Genomic DNA, 26,245 nt, shown 5'->3' with positions numbered 1-26,245 from the left:
TTGTGTGTCGTGGGAGGTGGAGGCTTAGTCTGCGTCGGGGGCCGGCGGCCAGGGAATCGCTTCGTCGATGAGCATCACGGGGATGCCGTCATCGATGCGATAGGCGAGGCCAAGGCGTTCATTGACCAGGACCTGACGGTCCTCGAGATAGGTCAGCGGGCCCTTGTCCTTGGGACAGGCCAGGACCTCCAGCAACTTCGGATCGAGACTCATGGTTCAGTATCGTACCCGGCGTCCGACCCTCAGCCGGACTGGATCCTCGGTGTACAGAGAGGGGCCCGGAGAAGCAGCACTGAAGTGATGCTTCTCCGGGCCCCTGCGGCAGATGCCTAGGCCCGCACCGGGGTGGTGGCCCAGGTGTGGTGGTCGCGGGAGGCGTTTGCCACCCGGTCCCGCTGCTCTGCGACACGCACACCGGCGGTGCCGCCGCGGGTGACACGCGACGCCACCGCGCCGTCGATGGTGAGCACCTCACGCACCGCGGGGGTCAGTCGCTTATCGACGCCCTGCAGTTCCTCGTCCGTCAGCTCGTTCAGGCCGACGCCACGCTCCTCGGCGAGGCGGACGCACGCGCCGGAGGCCTCGTGAGCCTCCCGGAACGGCACGCCCTCGCGGACCATCCACTCGGCGAGGTCGGTGGCCAGGGTGAACCCGGCCGGAGCGAGCTCGCGCAGACGATCCTCGTGGAAGGTCAGCGTCGACACGAGACCGGTCATCGCGGGCAGCAGCAGATTCAGCTGGGACACCGAGTCGACGATGGGCTCCTTGTCCTCCTGCAGATCACGGTTGTAGGCCAGGGGCTGCGCCTTCAGGGTGGCCAACAGGCCGGCGAGGTTGCCGATCAGTCGACCGGACTTGCCGCGGGTCAGCTCCGCGACATCCGGGTTCTTCTTCTGCGGCATGATCGACGAACCGGTGGACCAGGCGTCGGCGAGCGTGACGTAGCCGAACTCCGGGGTACACCACGCGATGATCTCCTCAGCCATACGGGACATGTCAACCGAGATCTGGGCCAGCACGAAGGCCGTCTCAGAGGCGAAGTCACGGGAAGAGGTGGCGTCGATGGAGTTGTCCGCCGCGGAGTCGAAACCGAGCTCCTCGGCGATCGCCTCCGGGTTGAGCTTCAGGGAGGAACCCGCCAGAGCGCCGGAGCCGTAGGGGCTGACAGCCAGACGCTTGTCCAGGTCACGGATGCGCTCGATGTCGCGCAGCAGCGGCTGGGCGTGCGCCAGCAGCTGATGGGCGAGCAGCACGGGCTGCGCGGCCTGGAAGTGGGTCTTGCCGGGCATGATGGCGTCCGGGTGGGCGGCGGCCTGGTCGACGAGGGCGTCGACAAGCTCGGTGACGCCGATGGCGATGTCACGGACCGCGTCGCGCACCCACATGCGGAACAGGGTGGCCACCTGATCGTTGCGGGAACGACCCGCACGCAGGCGACCGCCGACCTCCGGGCCGACGCGGTCGATGAGACCGCGCTCCATGGCACCGTGAACGTCCTCGTCGGTGGGCTCGGGGCCGAACTTGCCGGAGGAGACGTCACGCCCGAGCTGATCGAGGCCGTCGAGCATGGTGGCCAGGTCGGCGTCGGAAAGCAGGCCGGCGGAGTGCAGGACCCGGGCGTGCGCCTTGGAGGCGAGCACGTCGTAGGGCGCCAGAACCCAGTCGAAGTGGGTGGAAACGCTCAGCGCGAACATGGCCTCCGACGGGCCACCGGAGAATCGGCCGCCCCAGAGCGCACCCTCGTTGGTTCCGTGCTGCTGCATGGGTTACTTCGCCTCGCGGTCGCGCTTGTTGGCGATCTCGGAAGACAGGCCGTGCAGCTTGACGAATCCCTTGGCCATGGTCTGGTCGAAGGTGTCGCCGGAGTCGTAGGTCGCCAGGTTGAAGTCGTACAGGGAGTGGCCGGAGCGACGACCGTTGACGGTGATGGAACCCGCGTGCAGGACCAGACGGATGTCGCCGGTGACATGCTCCTGGGTGGACTCGATGAAAGCGTCGAGGGAACGCTTCAGCGGGCCGAACCAGAGGCCGTCGTAGACCTCCTCGGACCAGCGGGCGTCGACGAGACGCTTGTAGCGGGCGAGCTCGCGCTCGACGGTGACGTCCTCGATGGCCTCGTGGGCCTTGATCAGGATCATGGCGCCCGGTGCCTCGTAGATCTCACGGGACTTGATGCCCACGAGACGGTCCTCGACCATGTCCAGGCGACCGACGCCCTGGGCGCCGCCGCGACGGTTGAGCTCCTCGATGGCTTCGAGCATGGTGACGGGCTTGCCGTCGATGGCTACCGGCTTACCGGCCTTGAAGGAGATGATGAGCTCGTCCGGGGCGTTACCCAGGGTCGGCTCCTCGGTGTAGGCGTAGATGTCCTTGGTCGGGGCGTTCCACAGGTCCTCGAGGTAGCCGGTCTCGATGGCGCGGCCCCACACGTTCTGGTCGATGGAGAACGGGGAGGATGCGGACTGCTCGATCGGCAGGTCGATCTCCTCGGCGAAGGCGATGGCCTTGTCGCGGGTCCAGGCGTAGTCACGGGCCGGGGCGATGATCTCCAGTTCCGGGTTGGCGTTGCGGAAGCCGACCTCGAAACGGACCTGGTCGTTGCCCTTGCCGGTGCAGCCGTGGGAGACATGGGTGCCGCCGAACTCCTCGGCGGCCTTGACCAGGTGCTTGACGATCAGCGGGCGGGAGATCGCGGACACCAGCGGGTACTGCTTCATGTACATGCCGTTGGCCTTGATGGTCGGCAGGCAGTACTCCTCGGCGAACTCGTCGCGGGCGTCGATGACGATGGACTCGACGGCACCGGAGTCCAGGGCGCGCTGGCGCACGGACTCCATGTCCTCGCCGCCCTGACCGAGATCCAGGGACACGGCGACAACCTCTCCACCGGTCATCTTCGACAGGTAGGGGATGGCGACGGTGGTGTCGAGGCCGCCAGAGTAGGCGAGGACGACGCGTGCAGACATATGGGTTCTCCTTGAGTGATGAAAAGTGAAAGGAAGGAAGGTATTTTCTCAGTCCCGACCAGGATACCGGGGGCTCACCGGCTGGTGAGCAGGTCCCCCAGCTCACGGCCGGTGAGGGGTTCGCGGGCGAGGACGAAGATGGTGTCATCACCCGCGATTGATCCGACGACCTCGTCGAGGCCGACCCGGTCGATGAAGCTGGCCAGGTACTGGGCCGCCCCGGGCGGGGTCCGCAGCACCGCGATGTTGGCCGAGTGGTCGACCCCGACGACCAGCTCGTCGAGCATGCGCCGCAGCTTCTCCTTCGGGCCGGTGAGCTGCTCCGCCAGCGCCTGCTCGACGTATCCGACGACGTAGTAGGCCCGGCCCTCGTCGGGTCGGATCTTCTTCGCGCCGAGTTCATCGAGATCCCGGGACAGGGTGGCCTGGGTGATGTCGAAGCCTTCGTCGAGAAGCAGTTCCGACAGCTGCACCTGGCTGGAGACCCGTGTCTTGGACAAGATCTCCAGGATCTTGGCCTGCCGGGCGGTGCGGGTTGCCGGGGTGGTCATCGCGCCTACTCCGGCCGGGTGCCGGGTTGGTTGCCCAGCAGCCACACCATGAGTGCCTTCTGCGCGTGCAGACGGTTCTCCGCTTCGTCGAACACGCGGGAGGCGGGTCCGTCGATGACCTCGGCGGTGACCTCGTTGCCGCGGTAGGCGGGGAGGCAGTGCAGGAAGATGGCCTGCTCCCCCGCCTTCGCCATGATCTCCGCGTTCACCTGGTAAGGCAGGAACGGGGTGCGGCGGTCCTTGCCGTCCTCCTCCATGCCCATGGACACCCAGGTGTCGGTGATGACCACGTCCGCGCCGGCGACTGCCCCGACGTCGTCGGTGACGGTCACGGTCGCGCCGGTCTCCTCCGCGCGGCGGCGCGCACGCTCGACGAACTCCGGCTTCGGCTGGAACCCGTCCGGCGCGATGACGGCGATGTCCATTCCGGCAGTGGCGAAACCGATCATGTAGGAGTTGGCCATGTTGTTGTCGCCGTCACCCAGATAGACCGCCTTCCTGCCCTTCAGCCCGGCGGGGCCCTGCCCGGGGCAGAGGTTCTCCACGCAGGTCTGCAGATCTGCCAGGATCTGGCAGGGGTGCAGATCATCAGACAGGGAGTTGATGATCGGCACGGTGGCGGTCTCCGCCATCGCGAGGAGATTGTCGTGGGCGAAGGTGCGCCACACGATCATCTCCGTGAATCGGGAGAGCACCGCCCCGGTGTCCTGATAGGACTCGCCCTTGCCCATCTGGGTCTTGCCCGAGTCGACGACGATGGCATGTCCACCCAGGTGGGCGATTCCGGCGTCGAAGGAGAATCGGGTGCGGGTGGAGGACTTGTCGAAGAGTACCGCCACGCTGAGCGGGCCCTCGAGGGGACGCTCCGACAGCGGATTCTTCTTCAGCTCGGCGGCAAGCTCGAGCACCTCGGCCTGCTCGGCCGGGGTGAGGTCGTCATCGGCGAGGAAGTGCCGCACGTTGGGGGTGGTCATTGTCAGTCCTCCTTGGAGAGTTCGGTGAGCAGCTCGGAGAGCTTGTCGACGCACGCGTTCATTTCGTCGTCGCTGATCACCAGCGGCGGCGTGAGGCGGATGACGTTGTCCGCCGGTGCGTTGAGGATCAGGCCGTGGTCGAAGCCCTTGGCCACGGCCTGCTTCGCGACGTCGTGTTCCAGCACCACGCCCAGCATCAGTCCACGTCCGCGGACCTCGGTCACGCCGTAGATGGCGCGCAGCTTCTCGGCGAAGAACTCACCCTTGCGGCCGACGTCCCGGCAGAAGGCGTCGTCGACGATGCCGAGCACCGCGTTGGCGGCGGCACACGCGATCGGGTTGCCGCCGAAGGTGGTGCCGTGGGAGCCCGGGCCGAAGAGCTCGGCGGCCCGGCCGCGGGCGATCGTCGCACCGATCGGGATGCCGCCGCCGAGGCCCTTGGCCATGGTGACCACGTCGGGGAGGACGTTGTCATGCTGGAAGGCGAAGAAATCGCCGGTCCGGCCCACTCCGGTCTGCACCTCATCGGCGACGAAGAGGATGCCGTGGGTGTCACAGAGCTCGCGGACGGAGCGGAGGAAGCCCTCCGGCGCCGGGATGACACCGGTCTCACCCTGGATGGGTTCGAGGAAGATGGCCGCGACGTCCGTCGGGTTCACCTCGACCAGCGTGGTCAGGTAGTCGATGTCGCCGTAGGGGTAGAACTCCACGCCGGTGGGTAGGGGCTCGAAGGGCTTGCGCTTTTCCGGCTGACCGGTCAGGGCCAGCGAACCCATGGTGCGGCCGTGGAAGCCGTTGACGGCTGCGAGCACACGGGAGCGGCCGGTCAGGCGCGCCAGCTTGAAGGCGGCCTCGTTGGCCTCGCCACCGGAGTTGCAGAAGAACACCCGGGCAGAGTCGTCGCCGATGCGTTCCTTCAACGTCGTGGCGGTCTGGATGACCGGCTTGGTGGCGAAGAGGTTGGACACGTGGCCGAGCTGGCTGAGCTGGTGGGTGACGGCCTCGATGATCGCCGGATGCCCGTGTCCGAGGGCGTTGACGGCGATGCCCGCCAGCATGTCGATGTGGACCCGGCCCTGGGAGTCCGTCACCGTGGCCCCCTTGCCGGAGACCAGCTCGATCGACGGGGTGCCGTAGTTGTTCATCAGCACCTCGTTCCACTGCTTCAGTGCGTCACTCATTGGTGTCCTTCCTCAGAACGGTTCCCGCGGGGTAGTCGGCGCGGTCGTAGTCGTCGGGCAGCACCATGGTGCCGATACCACCCATGGTGAGCAGCTCCAGGAGGACGGAGTGCGCGATGCGGCCGTCGATGACGTGCGCGGCGGAGACGCCGCTTCGGACGGCACGCAGGCAGGACTCCATCTTCGGGATCATGCCGGAGTCCAGGTCCGGCAGGAGCGTCTCCAGCTCGGAGGTGACGATCTTGGACACCAGTGAGTCCCTGTTCGGCCAGTCGGTGTACAGACCCTCGACGTTGGTGAGGATGAGCAGACGCTCGGCGCCGATGGCCTCAGCCAGCGCGCCGGCGGCGGTGTCGGCGTTGATGTTGTAGACCTCGCCGTCCTCACCGGGGGCGATGGTGGAGACGACCGGGATCCGGCCGGCCTCGATGATGTCCATGAGTGCGTCCGGGTTGACGTCGGTGATGTCGCCGACCAGACCGATGTCGGTCGGCACTCCCCCGACGTCGACCAGTCGCTTGGTGGCGGTGAACAGGCCGGCGTCCTCTCCGGAGGTGCCCACCGCGTAGGGGCCGTGGGAGTTGATCAGCCCGACGAGGTCGCGGCCCACGCGGCCGAAGAGCACCATGCGGACGATCTCCATGACCTCGGGCGTGGTCACACGGAATCCGCCCTTGAACTCACCCTCCAGGCCGACGCGCGAGAGCATCTCGGAGATCTGCGGTCCGCCGCCGTGGACGACGACCGGCTTGGCGCCGACGGTGCGCAGGAAGACCATGTCGGCGGCGAAGGCTGCCTTGAGGTCCTCATCGACCATGGCGTTGCCGCCGTACTTGACCACGACGATCTTGTCGCGGAAGTGCTGCAGCCAAGGCAGGGCTTCAGCGAGTACGTGCGCACGCGCCTCGGGGCTGAGCTTCTTCAGGGAATCCATGGGGGATGCTTCCTAGCTGGAGTAGGCGGAGTTGATGTGGACGTAGTCGTGGGACAGGTCCGTGGTGCGGACGGTCGCGCGACCCGGTCCCTCGACGCCGAGGTTGACCAGGACGTCGATGTCCGGGCCGGACAGGTCCACTTCGCGGGCGCCGGGGGCCCCGGTGGTGTCGATGCACACCGGCTGGTCATTGAAGTACACGGAGATGTGGTCCGGATCCATGTCCGCGTCGGCCATGCCGACGGCGGCGAGCACGCGACCCCAGTTCGGGTCGGAACCGAACATGGCGCACTTGAAGAGGTTGTCGCGGGCGAGGGTCCGGGCGGCGTTGAGTGCCTGCTCGTCGGTGGAGGTGCCCTCCACGGTGACGACGACGCGCTTGGTCACGCCCTCGGCGTCTGCCTGCATCTGGCGGGCGATGTCCTCGCTGGCCTCGAGCACGGCGGCGTTGAGTTCCTCCTGGCTCGGCGTCACGCCGGAGGCCCCGGAGGCGAGCAGGAAGACGGTGTCGTTGGTGGAGGTGGAGCCGTCGATGTCGAGGGTGTCGAAGGTGACCTTCGAGGCTGCCCGCAGTGCGGTGTCGAGCATCTCCGGGGTGGCGGATGCGTCGGTGGTCAGGCACACGAGCATGGTGGCCAGGGACGGTGACATCATGCCGACGCCTTTACCCATGCCGCCCAATGTCCAGCCCGCACCCTTGACAAGGGTCTCCTTCTTCACCAGGTCGGTGGTCATGATGGCCTCGGCGGCGGCCGAGCCGTTGTCGCCCAGAGCCGGCACCAGCTTGTCGACGCCCGCGCGGATCTTATCCATCGGCAGCAGCTCACCGATGAGACCGGTCGAACACACACCGACGTCGGTGGGCTGCACGCCGAGCAGGTCGGCGATGCGCTGCTGCGTCTCGGCGGCGTCCTTGTCGCCCTGGCTGCCGTTGCAGGCGTTCGCGTTGCCCGCGTTGAAGATAACCGCATGGATCTGGCCGTCTTCGATGGCCTTGCGCGACAGCTTCACCGGGGAGGCGACGACGCGGTTTCGGGTGAAGACAGCTGCCGCGTTGAACTCGGGACCGTTGTTGACCACGACGGCCATGTCGGGGTTTCCGGAGGGCTTGATGCCTGCGGTGAGGGCGGCGGCGGTGAAGCCCGCCGGGGCGGTGATGCCGGTGGTGCTCATGCGTGTGTTGTCTTTCTTGGGTCAGGGGGCGACGGCGGCCTGCGGGAGACCGGCGGCCTCATCGATGCCGAGGGCGAGGTTCATGCACTGGACGGCGGCGCCGCCGGTGCCCTTGGTGAGGTTGTCGATGGCGGAGGTGAGCAGCAGGACGCCAGCGCGCTCATCAACCTCGACCTGGACGTGGCACATGTTGGAGCCGAGGACGTTCTGGGTCTGCGGCTGCTGCCCCGCAGGCAGGAGATGGACGAAGGTCTCTTCCGCGTAGAAGGCACGGTAGGTCTCGTATGCGGCATCCTGCGTGACCCCCTCCTTGAGCGGGGCGGTGATGGTGGTCAGGATGCCTCGCGGCAGCGGAGCCAGCACCGGCGTGAAGCTGACCGTCACCTCTTCATCGGTGACCTCCGAGAGGTTCTGGATGACCTCAGGGGTGTGACGGTGCCTGCCGGCGGTGTTGTAGGCCTTGAGGTTGCCCATCACCTCGGAGCCGAGCAGTCCCACGGAAGCCTTCTTGCCTGCGCCGGAGACGCCGGTGATGGACACGATGGCGAGGTCCGGGACAATGAGGCCCCCTGCCACGGCGGGCAGCGCCGCCAGCGTCGCACCCGTGGGGAAGCAGCCGGGCACGGCGATGCGTCTGGCGCCCTGCAGCTGCTCACGGTGGCCGGGCATCTCGGGGATGCCGTAGGGCCAGGTGCCCTGATGCGCGGAGCCGTAGTAGTGCTCCCACTCCTCCGCCTCCTGCAGGCGGAAATCAGCGGCGCAGTCGATGACGACGGTGTCCTCGAGAGCCTTGCCGATCGCGGCGGAGTGGCCGTGCGGCAGGGCGAGGAAAACGACGTCATGACCGGAGAGAACCTCGACCGTGGTGTCCTCGATGATCCGGTCCGCCAGCTGCGGCAGGTGCGGCATGAGGTCGGCGACCGGGGTGCCGGCCGAGGAACCCGCGGTCAGCGCACCGATCTCGAGATCACCGGAGAGGTAGGAGGGGTGCCCGAGGATGAGACGGAGGATCTCCCCGCCCGCATATCCGGAGGCACCAGCGACTGCAACCTTGATCGTCATGCCCACCACCCTAACATTTATGCAGTCGGATGCAAAGTATGCAGAACAGTTCTGTCCTGCCGGTGATCCTCATCCTCCGACGCAGAGGTCTGCCTCCGGACTATGACCCGAATCATAACGGAGAGCCCCCGGTTCCGTCGGGGGAACCGGGGGCCGCTGAGACCAGTGACGCAGTCTAGGCGCGCATCTGGGCGCCGACGCGCTCCCGTGCCAGTTCGGCCGCCGCGAGGCGGTGCTCGTTGGCCTCTTCGTCGGTCAGGGTGCGGTCGGTCGCCCGGAAGAGCAGGGAGAAGGCGAGAGACTTCCTGCCCTCACCCAGCTGTTCGGAGCGGTAGACGTCGAAGAGCTCGACCGCCTCCAGCAGCTGCCCGGCGCCTTCCTCGACGATGCGTCGGACCTGCTCGGCCGGGACGTCCTCGTCGACGACCAGCGCGATGTCCTGGTGCAGTCCGGGGTAGCTGGACAGGACCGGTGCCGGGAAATTCTCCCTCAGCGGCAGTGCCGTCAGGTCCAGCTCCATGGCGCAGGTACGCTCCGGCAGGCCGAGTGCCTCGAGCACCTGCGGATGGAGCTCGCCGGCGTGGCCGACGACGCGGCCGTCGATAAGCAGGGCGGCGCAGCGGCCCGGGTGCCACGGAAGTTCCCCGGCGGACTCGACGTCCAGCTCCACGTCGGCGGCACGGGCCACCACCCGGGCGGATTCGATGGCGTCAGCCCAGGTGTAGGCGCGGCCCTGACCCCAGGGGCCCTCGTACTCGAGGTTGCCGGTGGCCACGGTGGCCACGTGCAGCGGCTGGTACGGGAGGGACTCGACCAGCTCGGTGAGGGTCCCGTCGGACGGGCGGGACGCGACGGACGGCATCGGGGAACGTTCCGCACGGGCGAAGGAGACCTGCTGGAGGCCGAAGAGGGCGACATCCCTGCGCCCGCGGGCGACGTTGCGCACCACGGCATCGAGCATGGTCGGCAGCAGGGTCGTGCCCAGGATCGCACGGTCGAACTCGAGCGGGTTCTGCACCTTCACCGCGTTGCGACGCTCGTCGTCGGCGGCCAGACCCCAGACGTCGAAGGTGTCGTTGCTGATGAAGGGGCTGGGCAGAATCTCCGCGTAGCCGTTGTACGCGAGGGCGTGACCGACGGCCCGGCGACGGCGCTGCGCCGGGGACAGGCCGCGGCCGCCCACCGGGGTCGGCAGGACGAGCGGGATGTCCTCCAGCCCCTCGAGACGCAGGACCTCCTCGACCAGATCGGCGGGGATGCCCAGATCCGGACGCCAGGTCGGCGGGGTGACCTCGAGCTTGCCGCCGCACTCGGACACCTCGACCGTGCAGCCGACCTCCTCGAGACGGGCGATCACGGTCTCGCGGGTGTACTCGACTCCGGCGAGCTCCGAGGGGTGGTTCACGCTCATGGTGATGGTCGGCATGGCCGGGACGTCACCGACGATGGTGCGCTCGGCGCTGACGACGCCGCCGGCGATCTCGACGAGCAGGGCACACGCCATGTCCAGGGCGACCTCGACGATCGCCGGGTCGACGCCGCGTTCGAAACGACGGGAGGCCTCCGAGCTGAGCTTGTGCCGGCGCGAGGTGCGCGCCACGGTCTTCGGGTCCCAGGTGGCGGCCTCGAAGTAGACGTCGGTGGTGTCGTCGGCGATCTCCGAGAGGGTGCCGCCCATGACACCGGCCAAGGACTGGATGCCGGTGCCGTCGCAGATGACGACGTCCTCGGCGTCCAGGTCCCGCACCACGTGGTCGAGAGTCTCGAACTTCTCGCCCTCGGAGGCGTTGCGGATGGTCAGCCCACCGGTGATGCGGGCGGCGTCGAAGGCGTGCATCGGCTGGCCGAGCAGCAGCATGAGGTAGTTGGTCACGTCCGTGGCGGCGTTGACCGGACGCTGGCCCGAGAGCATGAGCTCACGCTGCAGCCACAGCGGGGACTCAACCTCCGGATCGATGCCGGTGACCTTGCGCAGACCGAAACGGACGGTCTTCGTCTCCGGGCGGACATCGATGTCCAGCAGCTCCGCGGCGGGGGCAGGGACAGCGGAGACGTCGAGACCGGCGACGGTCGGATCCTGTGCGACGTCCGCGTACTCCAGGGCGAAGGCGGAGGCCAGCTCGCGGGCCAGGCCGCGGGCGGACAACGCGTAACCGCGGTCCGGGGTGACGTTGACGTCGAAGACGGTGTCGCCCAGACCGAGGATTTCACGGGCGTCCTCGCCGGGCCTGCCCGAGGTCGGGTCCAGGGTGATGATGCCCGCGTTCTGCTTATCCGTGAAGCCCAGTTCGGAGGCGGAACAGATCATGCCGTTGGAGACGTGGCCGTAGGTCTCACGTGCCGCGATCTCGAAACCACCCGGCAGGACCGCGCCGGGCAGGGACACGACGACGGTGTCGCCCTCGACGAAGTTGCGGGCGCCGCAGACGATGCCCTGCAGCTCGCCGGTGCCGTTGGCGTCGCCTACGTCGACCAGGCAGTAGCGGATGGGCTTCTTGAACTCCGTGAGCTCCGTGATCTCCTTGACCACACCGATGACCAGCGGTCCGGTGGTCTCGGGGATGGACTCGTAACCCTCCGTCTCGAAACCGACGCGGACGTAGCCCGCGTCGAGCTCCTCCGGCGTGACTCGGAAGTCCGGGTTTGCGTGACGCAGCAGTCCGGTCACCCAGTTCTGTGCGATGAGCATGCTGAATTCTCCTTGATTTGCAGGAACTGGGGGTTACTTCTGGATGCCGAAAGGCAGGGTGAAGCGGACGTCGCCCTCCACCATGTCGCGCATGTCGGACAGGCCGTTGCGGAACTGCAGTGTGCGCTCCAGGCCCATGCCGAACGCGAAACCGGTGTAGACCTCCGGGTCAACGCCCACGGCCTTGAGCACGTTCGGGTGAACCATGCCGCATCCACCCCACTCGATCCAGCCGGCGCCGCCCTTCTTGTTCGGGAACCACACGTCGACCTCGGCCGAGGGTTCGGTGAAGGGGAAGAAGTTCGCCCGCATGCGGGTCTTCGTCTCCGGGCCGAACAGCGTCTTGGCCAGGTGATCCAGGGTGCCGCGCAGATGTGCCATGGTCAGGCCCTTGTCCACCGCCAACCCCTCGACCTGATGGAACACCGGGGTGTGGGTGGCGTCGAGCTCATCGGTGCGGAACACACGGCCCGGGCACGCGATGTAGAGCGGCACGTCGCGGTCGAACATGGAACGGATCTGCACCGGCGAGGTGTGGGTGCGCAGGACCTGGAGGGAATCCTCCGCACCGACGTGGAAGGTGTCCTGCAGGGTGCGCGCCGGGTGGTCCGGCAGGAAGTTCAGGGCGTCGAAGTTGAAGTACTCGGCCTCCACCTCCGGGCCCTCCTCGATCTCCCAGCCCATCCCGAGGAAGATGTCGGAGATGGTCTCCATCAGCGAGGTGATCGGGTGCAGCGCACCGATCTGCCCGCGGGTCGTCGGCACGGTGACGTCGACCTTCTCGGCCACCAGCTGCTCCGCGCGCTGCCGGATCTCCAGAGCCTCATGGACCTCGGCGAAGTGCTTCTCCACGCGCCCGCGGGCCATGTTCACCAGTCGGCCCGCCTCCTTGCGCTGGTCCTTGGGCAGAGTGCCCAGCGCACGGCGTGCCTGCGGGATCGGCGCATCATCGCCCAGGTGGTCGCGGCGGGCGACGGCGAGTGACTCGAGATCCGGGGCGGCGTCGAAGGCGGCGATCGCCGTCTCGGCGGCGGCGTTCAGCCCCGCCTCGGTCAGTTCAATTTCAGGAGTCTCAGACACGTGGCCTTACCCGAACCCTTCTTCTGGTTGACGCTACATTTCAGACCTGTACAGCATACCCGTGTCAGCTGCGGGCACGCGCCTGGGCCTGGGCCGACTCATACAGGCAGATCGACGCCGCCGTGGCCAGGTTGAGGGACTCCGCCTGACCGCGGATGGGAATGCGCACGCGGTGATCCGCCTGCGCCAGCAGGTCCTTCCCCAACCCGTGGGCCTCGTTGCCGAACAGCCACGCGGTGGGCTTCGCCAGCAGTTCCCCTGCCTCTTCCAGCTCCACCTCACCGTCGGCCGAGGTGGCCAGGATCTGCAGGCCGGCTGCCCGCAGCTGGCCGAGGACGTCCTTGACGTTGGGGTGCCTGGCGACCGGCAGGTGGAAGAGCGACCCGGCGGAGGCACGCGCGGCCTTGCTCGACTGCGGGTCCACCGACTCGCCGGCGAAGATCACGGCGTCCGCCCCCATCGCGTCGGACACCCGGATGAGCATGCCGGCGTTGCCCGGCTCCGATGTCTCCACCGGCACCGACACCAGCTTCGGTCGACCCCGCAGCGCCTTGCCGGCCGTCCACAGCACCGGCTCGCACACGGCGAACAGTCCCGTGGTGGTCACGGTGTCTGAGAGCGACTTCGCCGCCTTGTCGGTGATGGGGTGGACGTAGACCCCCATGTGGCCGCAGGTGATGAGGATTTCCGCGTACCGCGCCGCGGCCTGCTCGGTGACGAACACGTCGCGTGCCGCGCCGGTGGCCACTGCGGCCTCCACCGCGTTCTCCCCCTCCACGATGAACCGGTTGGCCTTCTTCCGCGCCGCCGGACGGTGCAGTTTGGCGGCCTCGACGATACGGGGTGTGCGTTCGGTGAAAGGGTCCGAGAAATCCAGAGTCATGGGCCTAACGCTAGCAGTGACCTGCGTATGCCTCGGCGCGTGCCCTTTCTCCCCGACATCGCATCACCGGACAGCACCGTGATTTCGGGGTGTGGAGCAGTGAAGTCATGGTGGTGAAGTCGGCGTGTTGCCGAGACCGCTCGACCCCACAGGACGGAGCCGACGACGAAACCCCCCGCCACCACAACGGTGACGGGGGGTCGGGAGAAAGGATCGCTGCACGACCCCGATCGCGTCGCTCCGGTTGAGGCCCGGCGATCAGTTCAGCGGCACTCCGCGGGAGTCCGTGCTCATCGAACCGGAACGCAGGAGGATGAGGACGAAGTCGATGAGAGCCCACAGTCCGACGATGGCCAGGAAGAAGAAGCCGATGATGATGATGGCGGTCACCCATCCCAGTACCGTCAGGGAAAGCTGGGCCACTCCCCGGCCGGTGTTGCCGAGGTAGAAGTTGTGCACGCCCAGGGTGCCCAGGAAGAAGGCCAGCAGCACCGCCACCACCCAGGACTTCTGCTGGGCCACCTGCGGAAGGGCGACATACATCGGTGTGTGCGGGGCGGGACGCTGCTCGCCCAGGTAGGTCGGAGGAGCGACAGGCAGACCGTCCTTGTCGTAGTGGCCCTGATGGCCGTACTGGTTCTGGTCGAAAGGCATGGACATGGCGGATCTCCTGGTGATTGGCTGGGGCGGCGCCCGCGGAATGTCCTGACTCTAACCTCAGGGCACGACACACGGTGTCGGTTTTCGAACTACTGTGCTCCGGCATCACGAAGGCCCCTGCCCATGTCCCCGTTGGGGGACACAGGCAGGGGCCGTGACTGACAGGGCCGGAACTTAAGCGGCGACCCGCGGAGCGTTGACATCCTCCGGCAGGGCTGCCTTGGCGGCCTCGCACAGTACGGAGAAAGCGGCGAAGTCGCTGACGGCGAGCTCGGCGAGGATCTTACGGTCGACATCGATCTCAGCCAGGCGCAGGCCGTGGATGAGACGGTTGTAGGTGATGTCGTTCATGCGGGCGCCAGCGTTGATGCGCTGGATCCACAGCTTGCGGAACTCGGACTTACGCGCGCGACGATCGCGGTAGGCGTAGGTCATGGAGTGCAGCCACTGCTCCTTGGCCTTACGGTAAAGGCGGGAGCGCTGGCCGCGGTAGCCCTTGGCGGACTTCAGAATTGCGCGACGCTTCTTCTTGGCATTGACGGACCGCTTGACACGTGCCACGTTGTTACTTCCTTAACTGCTTTGAGATGTGTGGGGGTTTCAGGCGGCCTGAATCAGGCCTTGCCGAGGAGGCGCTTCATGCGCTTGACGTCGGCCGGGGCCACGTCGACGGTGCCCTTCAGGCGACGGGTGCGGGTGGAGGCCTTGCCCTCGAGGAGGTGGCGACGGCCGGCCTGCTCGCGACGCAACTTGCCGGACCCGGTGATCTTAATGCGCTTGGCGGTGCCCTTGTGGGTCTTCTGCTTCATGAGAATTAAGTCCTTAAATCCCGGTTGACGGTTTCTACTTCTTGCCCTTGCGGACAGGCCCCAGGACCATGGTCATGTTGCGGCCGTCCTGCTTCGCGCGGGTCTCGACGACACCGTACTCAGCGACTTCGGAGGCCAGTCGCTCCAGGAGCCGGTAACCCAGCTCCGGTCGGGACTGCTCGCGACCGCGGAACATGATGGTCACCTTGACCTTGGACCCCTTCTCCAGGAAGCGGATCACGTTGCCCTTTTTGGTCTCGTAGTCATGAATGTCGATCTTGGGGCGGAACTTCTGCTCCTTGACCACAGTCTGCTGCTGGTTCTTGCGAGACTCGCGGGCCTTCTGGGCCTGCTCGTACTTGAACTTTCCGTAGTCCATGATCTTGGCGACCGGCGGCTTAGCTTCCGGGGCGACCTCAACCAGGTCGAGATCTGCCTCGTATGCGAGCTTGCGGGCATCATCCGTACGGACGATTCCCACCTGCTCACCGCCTGGGCCGACAAGGCGGACCTCGGGAACTCGGATACGCTCATTAATGCGAGCTTCAGCGCTGATGTGTGACTCCTCAAAGTAGCTGGATACGTGATACATACCGCGCCACCTGCAAGGACCTCTCCCCCACGACAAAATCCCGCCTGCCGGATGAACCGACGGCGGGAGATCTCGCACAAATAGGACACGCGGGCCATGAAAGACCTGCTGCCCTACTCTTGACCTGTATCCAACCGGCTGAACCGGCGGCATGAGGTGGGATGATCTCCGCTTGTGGCCCGAGCCCCTGGAGAAGGCGCGCGGGTGGTAGTGCCGATAACCCTAACAGACGCCACATGCGGACACCAAATCACCCGGGGCAGGTGGCGGCCGGGCCGATGGAATGGGCGTCGAGAAGCTCTTTCAGCCTGCTGCCGACCTCGTCGAGGATCTCCTCGGCGCTGGCATGGGAGCCGTCGTCGGGATGGGAGATGATGGCCAGTCCGACCACCCCGTCGTCCACATCCGCAGTGCCGAACTGGCGCAGGGTGTAAACGGTGTCGGTGTCATAGCCCCAACCACCCTTGAAGTGCGCGCCAGGGATGTTCGCGAGCCCGAACTGCTGCCATTCGACGATCTCCCCCATCGCCCCGTACGTGGTCCCCGCGGTATCCGTGCAGGGCAGCAGAACCGCGAACTGGGCCTGATCGGCGAGACGCCACTTCGTCTCCCCGGGCGGGTCGGCGAGCGTGGGCGCGTGGCGGAGATTGCCGTAGTCGCCGTCGATCAGCACCGAGAGCTGGTAGGCGGCGTCATTGTCCGAGGAGGAGATGGACGCCTCGATGAGCTCCTCGGTGGCCAGTCCCCGATCATCAGCCGCCATCGCCACGGGCACCTTGATCGTCGACCACGCCCAGGAATTGCCCGACAAACCCGAATGGACCACCCCCTCACCGGTGGCCACCGCGATACCGATGCGTCCGCCGTGTTCGTCGTTGACGTCGCGGATCAACGCCCGCAGTTCCTGGCGCAGCTCCTCCGGGCCGAGGTAGCCGTTTTCCGCCACGGGCGCGACGTTGGCCACCCGTGCCGCGGGCTCATCAACGTCCGCCGCACATCCCACCAGCAGAACCGCTCCTGCCAGGGCCGTAGCCAGGCCCCGAGACCACCTATTCACAAGCGGAAACCATACCCCGCCGGGTTCCGGCACCCTCAATCACGCACCGATCGAGCCTCCAGGACGACCACGGCTTTGTCGCCACCCTCGCACACGAAGGAGTTCCCGCCCTGTCCGGTACAGGCCATCTCGTAGTTCTGCCCGGTCACCGGACTGCGCGCCGTGATCAGCGCGCTGCCCCGCTCGCCGGAGTAGGCGGCCATCTCCACCGCCACGGCCTCCGCCAGACCGCAGCTGGTCTGGTCGTTGGCCCGGAAGATCCGCCAGTTGACGTTCGCCGCGCACTGCACCGCAGAGTCGGGTGCCCTGTATGCGGGCTCCGGCGGCGCCGTCGACACGGTCGAGGTCGTTGTGGGTGCCACAGTCGAAGTCACCGTTGTCACCGGTACTGCGGATGTCGTGGTGACCGGCACCGTCGACCTTTCCACCTGCGCCTCCTGCTGCGGTTCTCCCCGCAGGAGGGCGTTGTACATCCACACCCCCAGCACCACCGCTCCCAGCACGAGCAGCGCCAACAACAGCAGCGCCAACCCCGACCGTTGACTTTGCGGCGGCTGAGCCCCCGGGTGGTACTCCGGTTGCGCCGGGAACGACGAGGTCTCCGGGTTCTGCGGGGTCATGAATCCTCCTGGGTGCTCTCTTCGGCCTCCTCATCCTAAACACTTCTCCCGCACACCTGACGGGCCTACTCTGTGGTTATGACCACTGATCCCCGTGATGCCCTGGAGCTGCGCCTCACGCTGCGGCGTCTCGAGGCCGCCGAAGCAGCGATTGCCGACGCCCGCCGCTCCCTCGACGCCGTCCTCACGCGGCAGGCGGGGACGTCCATCCCCGACACTCCCGTGCCCGCCCCAACCGTCACGCCCGCCCCGGCACCGGCGTTCACCCGTGATCCTTTCCTCAGGTTCGGGCACCGCGCCGATCGGTCGCCGATCCCACCCGCGAAGCCCCCCAAGCCCGCGAAACCACCGGTGCCCACGGAGACGAAGGTCATCCGGGCCATTGCGGTGGTGGGTTCGCTGATCACCGTCGCGGGCGTCGCCCTCGCGGTGACGCTGGCCATCCAGGCCGGGCTGCTCGGCCCCCTGGGACGGGTGCTGCTCTCGGTCCTGCTGGCGGTGGCGCTGCTGGGGGCCGGCCTGTGGCTCGACAGCTACCGCCACAAGGCAACAGACCGCGACACCGCCGGCATGGTGGCCGGGGTGACCGCACTGGTCGTCACCTCCTGGCTGGTGTCGGCGACGATCATCTACGCCCTGGTCCAGGAGTTGGAGTGGTGGCCGGCCTGGCTCGGAGCGCTGGTGCTCATGGCGGTGTGGCTGGTGTTCCTGGCGATCTCCGTCATCCGCCGGCTCTCACCCGTCGCGGTGTCGATGGGACTGTCGATCCTGCCGGTGGCCACCGTCTTCTATGACTTCCGCGAGCCGGTCACCTGGCTGGTGACCCTCCTGCCGCTGACGTTGCTGGCGGTCACCCGGGGGCGGAAACACCCGGAGGTCCGTCTGGTCACCGCCGCGGTGGCCGTCCTCCTCCAGGCGTGGCTGCTCAACGACGTGGTCCACGTGGTCTTCTCCACCCCGAGGTCGGTCAACCTCACCATCGCACTGGTCGGCATGGTTTCCGCGCTGGCTTTCGCCGCGATGACCCTGCGGTTCCCGAAGGGTGACCGCAACGTCAATCTTCTCAGCGGCATCGTCACCCCACTGGCGCTGCTGGGCCTGGCTGCCCCCGCGGCCAATGACACGTGGGCGATCTGGCTGCTCGTCCCCACGGCGGTCGGCCTGGCGGCGATCGGCTACCTGCACAAGGACCTGCTGGGCATGGTCGGCGTCTGCGCCACCGCAGTCGCCTTCGTCCTCGTCTGGTGGCTCACCCCGCCCCTGGGCGCGGGCGCGCTCATCGACGCCACCATCGTCACCGCCGTCTTCTTCGCGGCAGCCGTGCTCACCATCCTGTGGCTGGAGCGCCGGAAGGAGACCAGCGTATGGCCGTGGGCCTTCTGGCTCGCAGCGGCCCTGGTGGTCACCATGCACCTGTCCCGCAACGTCCTGGGCAAGTCGCCGGTGTGGCTGATCGACCACGTCGCCCTGGTGCAGGCACTGCTCATCGCGGTGTTCCTCGGTGTGGCCCTGGCACGTCGTCGGGCGCTCGCCGGATTCCCGGTGTGGGCGCAGGTGGTGTTCGCCGTGGCGGCGCTGCACCTGTCGATGGTCACCGTCGTCACTGCGGCCACCTGGTTGGGCAACATCATCGGCGGTAACACCGGAATGTGGCTGGGTTACCTCACCGGCCACGCGCTGGTGAGCATCCTGTGGATGGTGCTGGCGGCCTGGATCCTGCTCGCGGCCCGGGGTATGTCCGACCGGGCTTCCCTGGGCGCGGGCGTGGTGCTGGCGATCGCGGGTGTGGTCAAGCTGGTCGTGTTCGACCTGGGCACGCTCGAAGGTCTGCCCCGGGCCATGGCGTTCCTCGTCTCCGGCGTGGCGCTGCTGGCGATCGCCGCGCTGCGGACGCGGCGTCGCCCCTCAGGCGCAGGAGACGGTGATACCCACCCCGATGAGCAGCAGGATGGCCGGCACCCTGCCCGCGGGTCGGCCGACGTTGAAGGTGACGTTAACGCCTGACCAGGTGCCCACCCCTGAGGATCCCCTACAGCACCTCGGCCAGGAACCGTCCGGTGTAGGAGCCCTCCACAGCGGCGACGTCCTCCGGTCTGCCCTCCGCGACGACGCTGCCGCCGCCGGAGCCACCCTCCGGACCCATGTCGATGATCCAGTCCGCAGACTTGATCACGTCGAGATTGTGCTCGATGACGAGCACCGAGTTGCCCTTGTCCACCAGCCCCTGGATGACCAGCATCAGCTTGCGCACGTCCTCGAAGTGCAGGCCCGTGGTCGGCTCGTCGAGGATGTAGACGGTCCTTCCCTGGGAACGCTTCTGCAGTTCGGAGGCGAGCTTCACGCGCTGAGCCTCACCCCCCGAAAGGGTCGTGGCGGACTGGCCGAGACGGACGTAACCCAGGCCGACGTCGACAAGCGTCTGCAGGTAGCGGTGGATCGAGCTGATGGGCTCGAAGAAGGCCGCGGCCTCGCTGATCGGCATGTCCAGGACCTCGGCGACGTTCTTGCCCTTGTAGTGGACCTCGAGGGTCTCGCGGTTGTAGCGCGCGCCTTCGCACACCTCGCAGGGCACGTAGACGTCGGGCAGGAAGTTCATCTCGATTTTCAGGGTGCCGTCACCCTGGCAGGCCTCGCAGCGGCCGCCCTTGATGTTGAAGGAGAAGCGTCCGGCCTTGTAGCCGCGGACCTTGGCCTCGGTGGTCTCGGCGAAGAGCTTGCGGATCTTGTCGAACACACCCGTGTACGTGGCCGCGTTGGAGCGCGGGGTGCGACCGATCGGTGACTGGTCCACCTGGACGAGCTTGTCCAGGTGCTCCACGCCCTCGACGCGCTTGGCCCGACCAGGGACCTGGCGTGCGCGGTTGAGTTTGTTGGCCAGGGTCTTGGCCAGGATCTGGTTGACCAGGGTGGACTTGCCGGAGCCGGAGACGCCGGTGATGCAGCACAGCACGCCCAGGGGCACCGAGACGTCGATGCCCTGGAGGTTGTTCTCGCGGGCGCCGATGACGGTGAGCTGGCGATCGGGGTCGATCTCGCGGCGTTGGTCGGGCACGCCCAGGGTGCGCCTGCCGGAGAGGTAGTCGCCGGTGATGGAACCCTCGGCGGTGAGGATACCGCCGGGCTCACCCTGGTAGACGACCTCGCCGCCGTACTCGCCGGCCTTGGGGCCGATGTCCACGAGCCAGTCGGCGGCGCGGATGGTGTCCTCGTCGTGTTCGACCACGATGAGGGTGTTGCCGATGTCGCGCAGTCGCTTCAGGGTGGCGATCAGACGCTGGTTGTCCCGCTGGTGCAGGCCGATGGAGGGCTCATCCAGGACGTAGAGCACGCCGGCCAGGCCGGAACCGATCTGGGTGGCCAGGCGGATGCGCTGGGCCTCGCCACCCGACAGGGTGGCTGCCGCACGGTTGAGGGTGAGGTAGGACAGGCCGACGTCGAGAAGAAACTGCAGGCGCGCCTGGATCTCCTTGAGTACCGCACCCGCGATCATCTCCTCCTTGCGTCCGAGGACCAGCGAATCGAGGAACTCGCTGGCGTCACTGATGGACAGATCCGTCAGGCCGGCGATGGACTTCCCGCCGTGACTGGAGGAATCCAGGCGGACGGCGAGGATCTCCGGCTTCAGGCGTGCTCCCTGACAGGTCGGGCAGGCGATCTCGCGGGTGTAGGCGAGGAAACGCTCCTTCGACCACTCGGACTCCACCTGGTCGATCTTGCGGTGCAGGTAGCCCATGACGCCTTCGAAGGGGGCGGTCCAGTTGCGGACACGGCCGTAGCGGTTCTTGTAGCGGACCGACACCTCCGACTTCGTACCGTGCACGAGAGCCTTGCGCTGCGCGGCGCTGAGCTGCGAGTACGGGGTCTCCGGGTCGAAGTCGAGCGCTGCGGCCAGACCCTCGATGAGTTTCTCGAAGTATCCCGCGTTCGGGCTCGACGTCCACGGCTGGACGGAACGGATGACGGGTGCGTCCGGGTCCGGGATGATCAGGTCGATGTCGACCTCGGTGCGTGTTCCCAGGCCGTCGCAGGCCGGGCAGGCGCCGTAGGGCGAGTTGAAGGAGAAGGCGCGCGGCTCCAGCTCGTCGATGTCCAGCGGGTGACCGTTGGGGCAGGCGAGCTTCTCGGAGAAGATCATGAACCGGTCCGTCGATTCCGTCGGGCGGTCGACGAACTCGAGCGCCACGAGGCCGTCGGCGAGCCCCAACGCCGTCTCCACCGAGTCGGTGAGGCGCTGCTGCTGGGACTCCTTGACCTGGAGGCGGTCGACGACGACGTCGATGTCGTGCTTGATCTGCTTCTTCAGCGTCGGCGGCTCGGAGAGCGGATACACCTCACCGTCCACGCGCACGCGGGCGTAGCCCTGGGCCGCGAGGTCCTTGAACAGGTCGACGAACTCGCCCTTGCGGGTGCGCACCACCGGGGCGAGCACCTGGAACTTCAGGCCCTGCTCCATCGCCATGACCTGGTCGACGATCTGCTGCGGGGTCTGCCGGGCGATCTTCTCGTCGCACACCGGGCAGTGGGCGGTCCCGGCGCGGGAGAAGAGGAGGCGGAGATAGTCGTAGATCTCCGTGATCGTGCCCACCGTCGAACGCGGGTTGCGGTTGGTCGACTTCTGGTCGATCGACACCGCCGGCGACAGGCCGTCAATGAAGTCGACGTCCGGCTTGTCCATCTGACCGAGGAACATCCGCGCATAGGAACTCAGGGACTCGACGTAGCGACGCTGACCCTCCGCGAAGATCGTGTCGAAGGCCAGCGAGGACTTACCCGAGCCCGACAGGCCCGTGAACACGACCATCTTCTCGCGGGGCAGGTCGATGTCCACACCCTTGAGGTTGTGTTCGCGCGCACCGCGCACGACGAGGCGATCAGCCACAGTTACCTAGCCCTCCGTCACCTTGGCAGAGCCGGTGACTCCGACTCCCAAACATCCTCGAACATACCAACGATCCCGCTTCCACCGCTACCCTGGGTGACATGACAAACATGCTTGAGCTCCACCGGATCTCCGTCTCAGAGATGGACAACAACTGCTACCTCCTCGTCGCGGGCGATGAGGCCCTGCTTATCGACGCCGCCGCCGACGCCCCCGCCATCCTCGCCCTCGCGCAGCAGGCCGGCGCCAAGATCACCGCCGTGCTGACCACCCACCGCCATCCCGACCACCATCGTGCGCTGGTCGAGGTGCTGAAGGAGACCGGCGCCACCCACTACGCCTCTTTCCTCGACGCCCCGGCACTCCCGGCCGACGTCGACGTCGAACTCAACCAGGGCGACACCATTGAATTCGCCGGCCATGAACTGCCGGTGACCATCCTGCGCGGCCACACCCCCGGCGGCGCCGCCCTCACGGCGGAAATCGACGGCCGGACGCACCTGTTCGTCGGCGACAGCATCTTCCCCGGCGGGCTGGGAAAGACGACGTCAGAAAGCGATTTCGTGCGCCTTTTCAAGGACGTCACCGAGCGGCTCTTCAACCGCCACGACGACGAGACCATCGTCCACCCCGGCCACGGAGTCGACACCACCCTCGGCGCCGAGCGCCCGAATCTCGACGAGTGGTGGGAGCGCCGTTGGTAGGAATTCGTCGCTAGACTGGATTGAGTACAGACGAAACATAATCAAGGAGCAACATGATGATCCGCAAGATCGCCCGCCCCATGATCGCCTCGGTCTACATCGCCGACGGTGCCGACAGTCTGCTCCACACCTCCGAGCACGTGGAGAGCGCAGAACTCCTGATCAAGCGCGCCCGGGCCATCCTCCCCCGCGAATACGCCCGCCGTATTCCGCGTGACCCGGAGCTGGTCGTCCGCGCGGTCGCCGCCGCCAAGGTCGGTGCCGGCACCACCCTGGCCGTCGGTTTCCTGCCGCGTGTGTCCGCATCGATTCTGGCGACCACGGCCGTTCCGACGATGCTCGCCCGCCACGCCTTCTGGGAGACCCAGGACAAGGCCGAGCGCAGTGCCCGCCGCTCCGGTTTCCTCACCAACCTGGCCCTGCTCGGCGGTCTGCTGATCACGTCGACCGACACCGCCGGAAAGCCGGGTCTGAAGTGGCGTGCCACCAAGGCCGCTGAGGTGACCAACAAGAAGGTCCACGCAGCGCTGCCGACCAAATCGGAGTCGGAGAAGGCCGCTGATTCCGCCCGCGACTGGTTGGACGACGCCTCCGGGCGGGTCACCGAGTACGCCCACCGGGCCCAGGACTACTACGTGGATCACAAGGACGAGTGGCGCGACACCGCCACCGCCAGCGCGGCGGCAGCCACCACCGCGGCAGCCGGTGCGGCCCACAAGGTCTCGGGCTACCTCGCGGAGAACAAGGACGACTGGCTCGGCGCGGCGCGTGACAACGCCCAGACCGCCCGCAAGGGCATCGTCAAGGCTGCGGCCCTCGCCCAGGACCGCGCCGATGAGGCCCTGGTCGCCGCCGAGAAGAAGTCCGGCCGCGCCGCCAAGCAGGCCCGCAAGAACGCCGACAGGTGGCAGGTTCGCGCGGACAAGGCGATCACGAAGGCACAGAAGAAGGTCGGCAGGATCTAGCCTTCCGCAAGCTGAACGGGCCCGCTCCCCACACGGGGGGCCGGGCCCTCTCCCTTTCCGCGGGTCGTCCGGGTATCCTGGATCATCCGTTTGTCTCAGGGAGGTAATGCACAGGTGAGTGAGATCGCGAAGGAACAGGCTTACGTTGACGACCTCTTCGCCCGACTCGACGAGGAAGTGGCGACCGCCAATGAAAAGCTGCGTCAGGTGCAGCTGGAGGTGGACCCCGCCAACCCGGACGCGGATGCGCTGATCCGGCGTGAGACCGAGTACCACGCGCTGAACTCGAAGCTCGACCGCCTCAACCTGGCTCAGCTGGGGCTGGTGTTCGGGCGCATCGACATCGATTCGGATGACCCCGAGAACCCGGTCCCGGGCCATCCGGAGCTGGATCGCCGCTACATCGGCCGTATGGGTCTGGACGTGCGCGAGGAGGGCTACCGGACCCTTCTTCTCGACTGGCGCGTGCCCATGGCTCGTCCCTTCTACCTGGCCACCACGGCGCAGTCGGAGGGTGTGACGCTGCGTCGTCACATCCGCACGAAGGGCCGCACGGTCACGGGCGTCGATGACGAGTGGCTCTCCGGCGAGCACGCCGGCGAAGGTCTCGACGGCGTCGGCGGTGAGTCAGCCCTGGTGGCGGCGATGAAGGCCGCGCGCACCGGCCGCATGAAGTCGATTGTGGAGACGATCCAGCGCGAGCAGGACCTGATCATCCGGGATGAGACCCGTGGGGTCATGGTCGTGGAGGGTGGCCCCGGCACGGGCAAGACCGCCGTGGCGCTGCACCGCGTGGCCTACCTTCTCTACACCGCGCGTGAGCAGCTGACGAAGTCCGGCGTGCTCATCGTCGGCCCCAACCCGACCTTCCTGGACTACATCTCCCGCGTCCTGCCGGAGCTGGGTGAGACCGGCGTGGTGCTGAGCACCGTCGGCGACCTCTACCCCGGCGTCCACGGCGCCGCACCTGAGTCCCTGCTCACCCGGGAGATCAAGGGTTCGGAGGAGATGGTGACCATCCTGCGCGAGGCGGTGCGCTCCCACCAGACGCTTCCCGACGCCCCGATCGAGTTGCCGCACGGTTCGCTGCGTCTGCTTGTCGACGCCGCCATGGTCAAGGCCGCCCGCACCCGCGCCCGCCGCTCCCGGCGGCCGCACAACGAGGCCCGCGCCGTCTTTGCCGAGCACCTCATCGACCAGCTCGCCGGGCAGCTGGCGAAGAAGATCGGCGAGGACCCGCTGGGCGGGGCCAACCTGCTCTCGCGCGCGGACATCGACCAGCTGCACGATGACCTGGCGGAGGAGGCCGGCGTGGAGAAGCTCATCGAGGAATTCTGGCCCGAGCTGAGCCCCGAAGGCGTGTTACGGGGACTGCTGGAGAACACCGAGGCCATCGACGTGGCCGCCGCCGGCTACGACGATGAGACCCGCGAAGCCCTCTGGCGGCCCGAGGGTTCGGACTGGGCCGCCTCCGACGCGGCACTGCTCGACGAGCTGGCCGTGCTCATCGGCCTGCCGGACGAGGAGAAGTCCGACCGCGAGAGCTGGCTCGAGCAGATCGAGGATGCGCAGGAAGCGCTGGACATCCTGGAGTCCTCGGGTTCCGTGGATGACGACGACCTCGGCGACATCTTCGACGCCGAGCACCTGACCGCCACCGACGTCATCTCCGCCAAGGAACTGGCGAAACGGCAGATCGTCCGGGACTCCCGCTCCACCGCCGAGCGCGCCCGCGAAGACCTGCAGTGGGCCTACGGGCACGTGATCGTCGACGAGGCGCAGGAGCTCTCCCCCATGGAGTGGCGCATGGTCTTCCGCCGCAGCCCGTCACGCTGGATGACCCTGGTCGGCGACACCGCCCAGACCGGCTCACCCGCCGGCGTGGACACCTGGGCCGCGACGATGGAGCCATACGTGGGCACCCGTTTCCGCCACCACGAGCTGACCGTCAACTACCGCACCCCCGTGGAGATCATGGAGGTGGCCAACGCAGTCCTGGCCCAGATCGACCCGGAGGCGACGCCCGCGACGGCGATCCGCGAGTCCGGTGTGCCGGTAAAGTACCTGGGGACGGGTGAGTCGTGGGAGACGCCGGCGGAGGGGCTGACGCAGGTGATCTCCGCGGAGAACGTGACACAGATCAAGGGCCTGGAGTTCGACCACGTGGTGGTCGTCGAGCCCTGCGAGATCGTCGAAGCCTCCCCGCAGGGTTGGCAGGACCTCTACGTGGCGGTGACCCGTGCTACGCAGACGCTGACGGTGGTGGGTGATCTGCCGGGGTGAGGGGTGGCTATCGTCCACAGCAGGCTCACCAATAGTAATTAGGAAAACGCTCCTCTAAGCGGCGACGGCCGAAGAACGTTTCACCGGGACATACCTAGCGGATCACTAGTACTTTGGCGTCTTCTTATCGTTCCTGACAGCTCCGTATTGTGAGCGACGTAGTGGTCAACCCAACATCTACGG

The 26,245-nt window shown here is 67.2% G+C and carries 23 protein-coding genes; 4 read left to right on the top strand and 19 right to left on the bottom strand.

From position 1 onward, the window contains the following. Positions 1-24: 24 nt before the first annotated feature. The 18 genes from CETAM_RS06215 to CETAM_RS06130 form a co-directional block, all read right to left on the bottom strand. Complete coding sequence (locus tag CETAM_RS06215) at positions 25-213, bottom strand: Trm112 family protein (protein ID WP_156227985.1); 189 nt, start codon at positions 211-213, stop codon at positions 25-27. Positions 214-329: 116 nt separating this feature from the next. Beyond that, complete coding sequence (gene argH / locus CETAM_RS06210; RefSeq protein ID WP_156227983.1) at positions 330-1,763, bottom strand: argininosuccinate lyase; 1,434 nt, start codon at positions 1,761-1,763, stop codon at positions 330-332. Positions 1,764-1,766: 3 nt separating this feature from the next. Continuing rightward, entirely contained in the window at positions 1,767-2,966 is a 1,200-nt protein-coding gene (locus CETAM_RS06205) for an argininosuccinate synthase (RefSeq protein WP_156227981.1), read from the bottom strand. Positions 2,967-3,040: 74 nt separating this feature from the next. After that, positions 3,041-3,517, bottom strand: coding sequence for an arginine repressor (locus CETAM_RS06200; protein WP_156227979.1), 477 nt, complete (start codon positions 3,515-3,517; stop codon positions 3,041-3,043). Between the two features lie 5 nt (positions 3,518-3,522). Then, entirely contained in the window at positions 3,523-4,491 is a 969-nt protein-coding gene (gene argF, locus CETAM_RS06195; RefSeq protein WP_156227977.1) for an ornithine carbamoyltransferase, read from the bottom strand. Positions 4,492-4,493: 2 nt separating this feature from the next. Further along, positions 4,494-5,672, bottom strand: a complete 1,179-nt coding sequence (locus CETAM_RS06190; protein WP_156227975.1) for an acetylornithine transaminase — start codon at positions 5,670-5,672, stop codon at positions 4,494-4,496. Beyond that, a complete protein-coding gene (gene argB / locus CETAM_RS06185) occupies positions 5,665-6,606 on the bottom strand; it encodes an acetylglutamate kinase (RefSeq protein ID WP_156227973.1) in 942 nt (313 codons plus the stop codon). Before argB ends, CETAM_RS06190 begins: the two co-directional genes overlap by 8 nt. 12 nt (positions 6,607-6,618) lie before the next feature. Further along, the gene (gene argJ, locus CETAM_RS06180) at positions 6,619-7,779 is read right to left on the bottom strand and encodes a bifunctional glutamate N-acetyltransferase/amino-acid acetyltransferase ArgJ (protein ID WP_156227971.1); all 1,161 of its coding nucleotides are present in this window, start codon (positions 7,777-7,779) and stop codon (positions 6,619-6,621) included. Positions 7,780-7,800: 21 nt separating this feature from the next. Then, a complete protein-coding gene (gene argC, locus CETAM_RS06175) occupies positions 7,801-8,841 on the bottom strand; it encodes an N-acetyl-gamma-glutamyl-phosphate reductase (RefSeq protein ID WP_156227969.1) in 1,041 nt (346 codons plus the stop codon). 175 nt (positions 8,842-9,016) lie between these two features. Further along, complete coding sequence (gene pheT, locus CETAM_RS06170) at positions 9,017-11,530, bottom strand: phenylalanine--tRNA ligase subunit beta (RefSeq protein ID WP_156227967.1); 2,514 nt, start codon at positions 11,528-11,530, stop codon at positions 9,017-9,019. Positions 11,531-11,563: 33 nt separating this feature from the next. Next, a complete protein-coding gene (gene pheS, locus CETAM_RS06165; protein ID WP_156227965.1) occupies positions 11,564-12,610 on the bottom strand; it encodes a phenylalanine--tRNA ligase subunit alpha in 1,047 nt (348 codons plus the stop codon). A 64-nt stretch (positions 12,611-12,674) separates the two neighbouring features. Continuing rightward, entirely contained in the window at positions 12,675-13,493 is an 819-nt protein-coding gene (locus CETAM_RS06160) for a TrmH family RNA methyltransferase (protein WP_156227963.1), read from the bottom strand. Between the two features lie 258 nt (positions 13,494-13,751). Next, positions 13,752-14,153: a TM2 domain-containing protein gene (locus CETAM_RS06155; RefSeq protein WP_156227961.1), complete on the bottom strand. Its 402-nt coding sequence runs from the start codon at positions 14,151-14,153 to the stop codon at positions 13,752-13,754. A gap of 174 nt (positions 14,154-14,327) precedes the next feature. Next, positions 14,328-14,714, bottom strand: a complete 387-nt coding sequence (gene rplT / locus CETAM_RS06150; RefSeq protein WP_156227959.1) for a 50S ribosomal protein L20 — start codon at positions 14,712-14,714, stop codon at positions 14,328-14,330. Positions 14,715-14,767: 53 nt separating this feature from the next. Further along, entirely contained in the window at positions 14,768-14,962 is a 195-nt protein-coding gene (gene rpmI / locus CETAM_RS06145; RefSeq protein ID WP_156227957.1) for a 50S ribosomal protein L35, read from the bottom strand. 34 nt (positions 14,963-14,996) lie between these two features. Next, positions 14,997-15,554, bottom strand: coding sequence for a translation initiation factor IF-3 (infC, locus tag CETAM_RS06140; RefSeq protein ID WP_156227955.1), 558 nt, complete (start codon positions 15,552-15,554; stop codon positions 14,997-14,999). Between the two features lie 250 nt (positions 15,555-15,804). Then, positions 15,805-16,611: a serine hydrolase gene (locus CETAM_RS06135; protein ID WP_156227953.1), complete on the bottom strand. Its 807-nt coding sequence runs from the start codon at positions 16,609-16,611 to the stop codon at positions 15,805-15,807. A 35-nt stretch (positions 16,612-16,646) separates the two neighbouring features. Continuing rightward, positions 16,647-17,231: a hypothetical protein gene (locus CETAM_RS06130; protein WP_156227951.1), complete on the bottom strand. Its 585-nt coding sequence runs from the start codon at positions 17,229-17,231 to the stop codon at positions 16,647-16,649. 78 nt (positions 17,232-17,309) lie between these two features. Here CETAM_RS06130 and CETAM_RS06125 point away from each other — a divergent pair, with 78 nt between their 5' ends. Next, entirely contained in the window at positions 17,310-19,235 is a 1,926-nt protein-coding gene (locus CETAM_RS06125) for a DUF2339 domain-containing protein (RefSeq protein ID WP_156227949.1), read from the top strand. Between the two features lie 25 nt (positions 19,236-19,260). Here CETAM_RS06125 and uvrA read toward each other — a convergent pair whose 3' ends face one another. After that, positions 19,261-22,110: an excinuclease ABC subunit UvrA gene (gene uvrA / locus CETAM_RS06120; RefSeq protein ID WP_156227947.1), complete on the bottom strand. Its 2,850-nt coding sequence runs from the start codon at positions 22,108-22,110 to the stop codon at positions 19,261-19,263. 101 nt (positions 22,111-22,211) lie between these two features. Here uvrA and CETAM_RS06115 point away from each other — a divergent pair, with 101 nt between their 5' ends. From CETAM_RS06115 to CETAM_RS06105, 3 genes are all read left to right on the top strand, one after another. Beyond that, positions 22,212-22,814, top strand: coding sequence for an MBL fold metallo-hydrolase (locus CETAM_RS06115; protein WP_156227945.1), 603 nt, complete (start codon positions 22,212-22,214; stop codon positions 22,812-22,814). A 56-nt stretch (positions 22,815-22,870) separates the two neighbouring features. Then, complete coding sequence (locus CETAM_RS06110) at positions 22,871-23,779, top strand: DoxX family protein (protein ID WP_156229403.1); 909 nt, start codon at positions 22,871-22,873, stop codon at positions 23,777-23,779. Positions 23,780-23,869: 90 nt separating this feature from the next. Beyond that, complete coding sequence (locus CETAM_RS06105) at positions 23,870-26,062, top strand: HelD family protein (protein WP_407923959.1); 2,193 nt, start codon at positions 23,870-23,872, stop codon at positions 26,060-26,062. The last annotated feature ends 183 nt before the right edge of the window (positions 26,063-26,245 follow it).

Source organism: Corynebacterium comes, from assembly GCF_009734405.1.
Classification (GTDB): Bacteria; Actinomycetota; Actinomycetes; order Mycobacteriales; family Mycobacteriaceae; genus Corynebacterium; species Corynebacterium comes.
Note: the sequence above shows the minus strand (reverse complement) of the source record. Positions and strands in the feature narration are given on the sequence as shown.

Excerpts from the sequence above, each read along its gene's own strand:
- argJ (WP_156227971.1), bottom strand. The coding sequence starts at position 7,779 with ATGAGCACCACCGGCATCACCGCCCCGGCGGGCTTCACCGCCGCCGCC.
- CETAM_RS06130 (WP_156227951.1), bottom strand. The coding sequence starts at position 17,231 with ATGACCCCGCAGAACCCGGAGACCTCGTCGTTCCCGGCGCAACCGGAG.
- CETAM_RS06160 (WP_156227963.1), bottom strand. The coding sequence starts at position 13,493 with ATGACTCTGGATTTCTCGGACCCTTTCACCGAACGCACACCCCGTATC.
- CETAM_RS06190 (WP_156227975.1), bottom strand. The coding sequence starts at position 5,672 with ATGAGTGACGCACTGAAGCAGTGGAACGAGGTGCTGATGAACAACTAC.
- argF (WP_156227977.1), bottom strand. The coding sequence starts at position 4,491 with ATGACCACCCCCAACGTGCGGCACTTCCTCGCCGATGACGACCTCACC.
- CETAM_RS06125 (WP_156227949.1), top strand. The coding sequence starts at position 17,310 with ATGACCACTGATCCCCGTGATGCCCTGGAGCTGCGCCTCACGCTGCGG.
- rpmI (WP_156227957.1), bottom strand. The coding sequence starts at position 14,962 with ATGAAGCAGAAGACCCACAAGGGCACCGCCAAGCGCATTAAGATCACC.
- argH (WP_156227983.1), bottom strand. The coding sequence starts at position 1,763 with ATGCAGCAGCACGGAACCAACGAGGGTGCGCTCTGGGGCGGCCGATTC.
- CETAM_RS06200 (WP_156227979.1), bottom strand. The coding sequence starts at position 3,517 with ATGACCACCCCGGCAACCCGCACCGCCCGGCAGGCCAAGATCCTGGAG.
- CETAM_RS06215 (WP_156227985.1), bottom strand. The coding sequence starts at position 213 with ATGAGTCTCGATCCGAAGTTGCTGGAGGTCCTGGCCTGTCCCAAGGAC.
- pheT (WP_156227967.1), bottom strand. The coding sequence starts at position 11,530 with ATGCTCATCGCACAGAACTGGGTGACCGGACTGCTGCGTCACGCAAAC.
- infC (WP_156227955.1), bottom strand. The coding sequence starts at position 15,554 with ATGTATCACGTATCCAGCTACTTTGAGGAGTCACACATCAGCGCTGAA.
- CETAM_RS06110 (WP_156229403.1), top strand. The coding sequence starts at position 22,871 with ATGATCCGCAAGATCGCCCGCCCCATGATCGCCTCGGTCTACATCGCC.
- CETAM_RS06115 (WP_156227945.1), top strand. The coding sequence starts at position 22,212 with ATGACAAACATGCTTGAGCTCCACCGGATCTCCGTCTCAGAGATGGAC.
- argC (WP_156227969.1), bottom strand. The coding sequence starts at position 8,841 with ATGACGATCAAGGTTGCAGTCGCTGGTGCCTCCGGATATGCGGGCGGG.
- argB (WP_156227973.1), bottom strand. The coding sequence starts at position 6,606 with ATGGATTCCCTGAAGAAGCTCAGCCCCGAGGCGCGTGCGCACGTACTC.
- CETAM_RS06155 (WP_156227961.1), bottom strand. The coding sequence starts at position 14,153 with ATGTCCATGCCTTTCGACCAGAACCAGTACGGCCATCAGGGCCACTAC.
- CETAM_RS06205 (WP_156227981.1), bottom strand. The coding sequence starts at position 2,966 with ATGTCTGCACGCGTCGTCCTCGCCTACTCTGGCGGCCTCGACACCACC.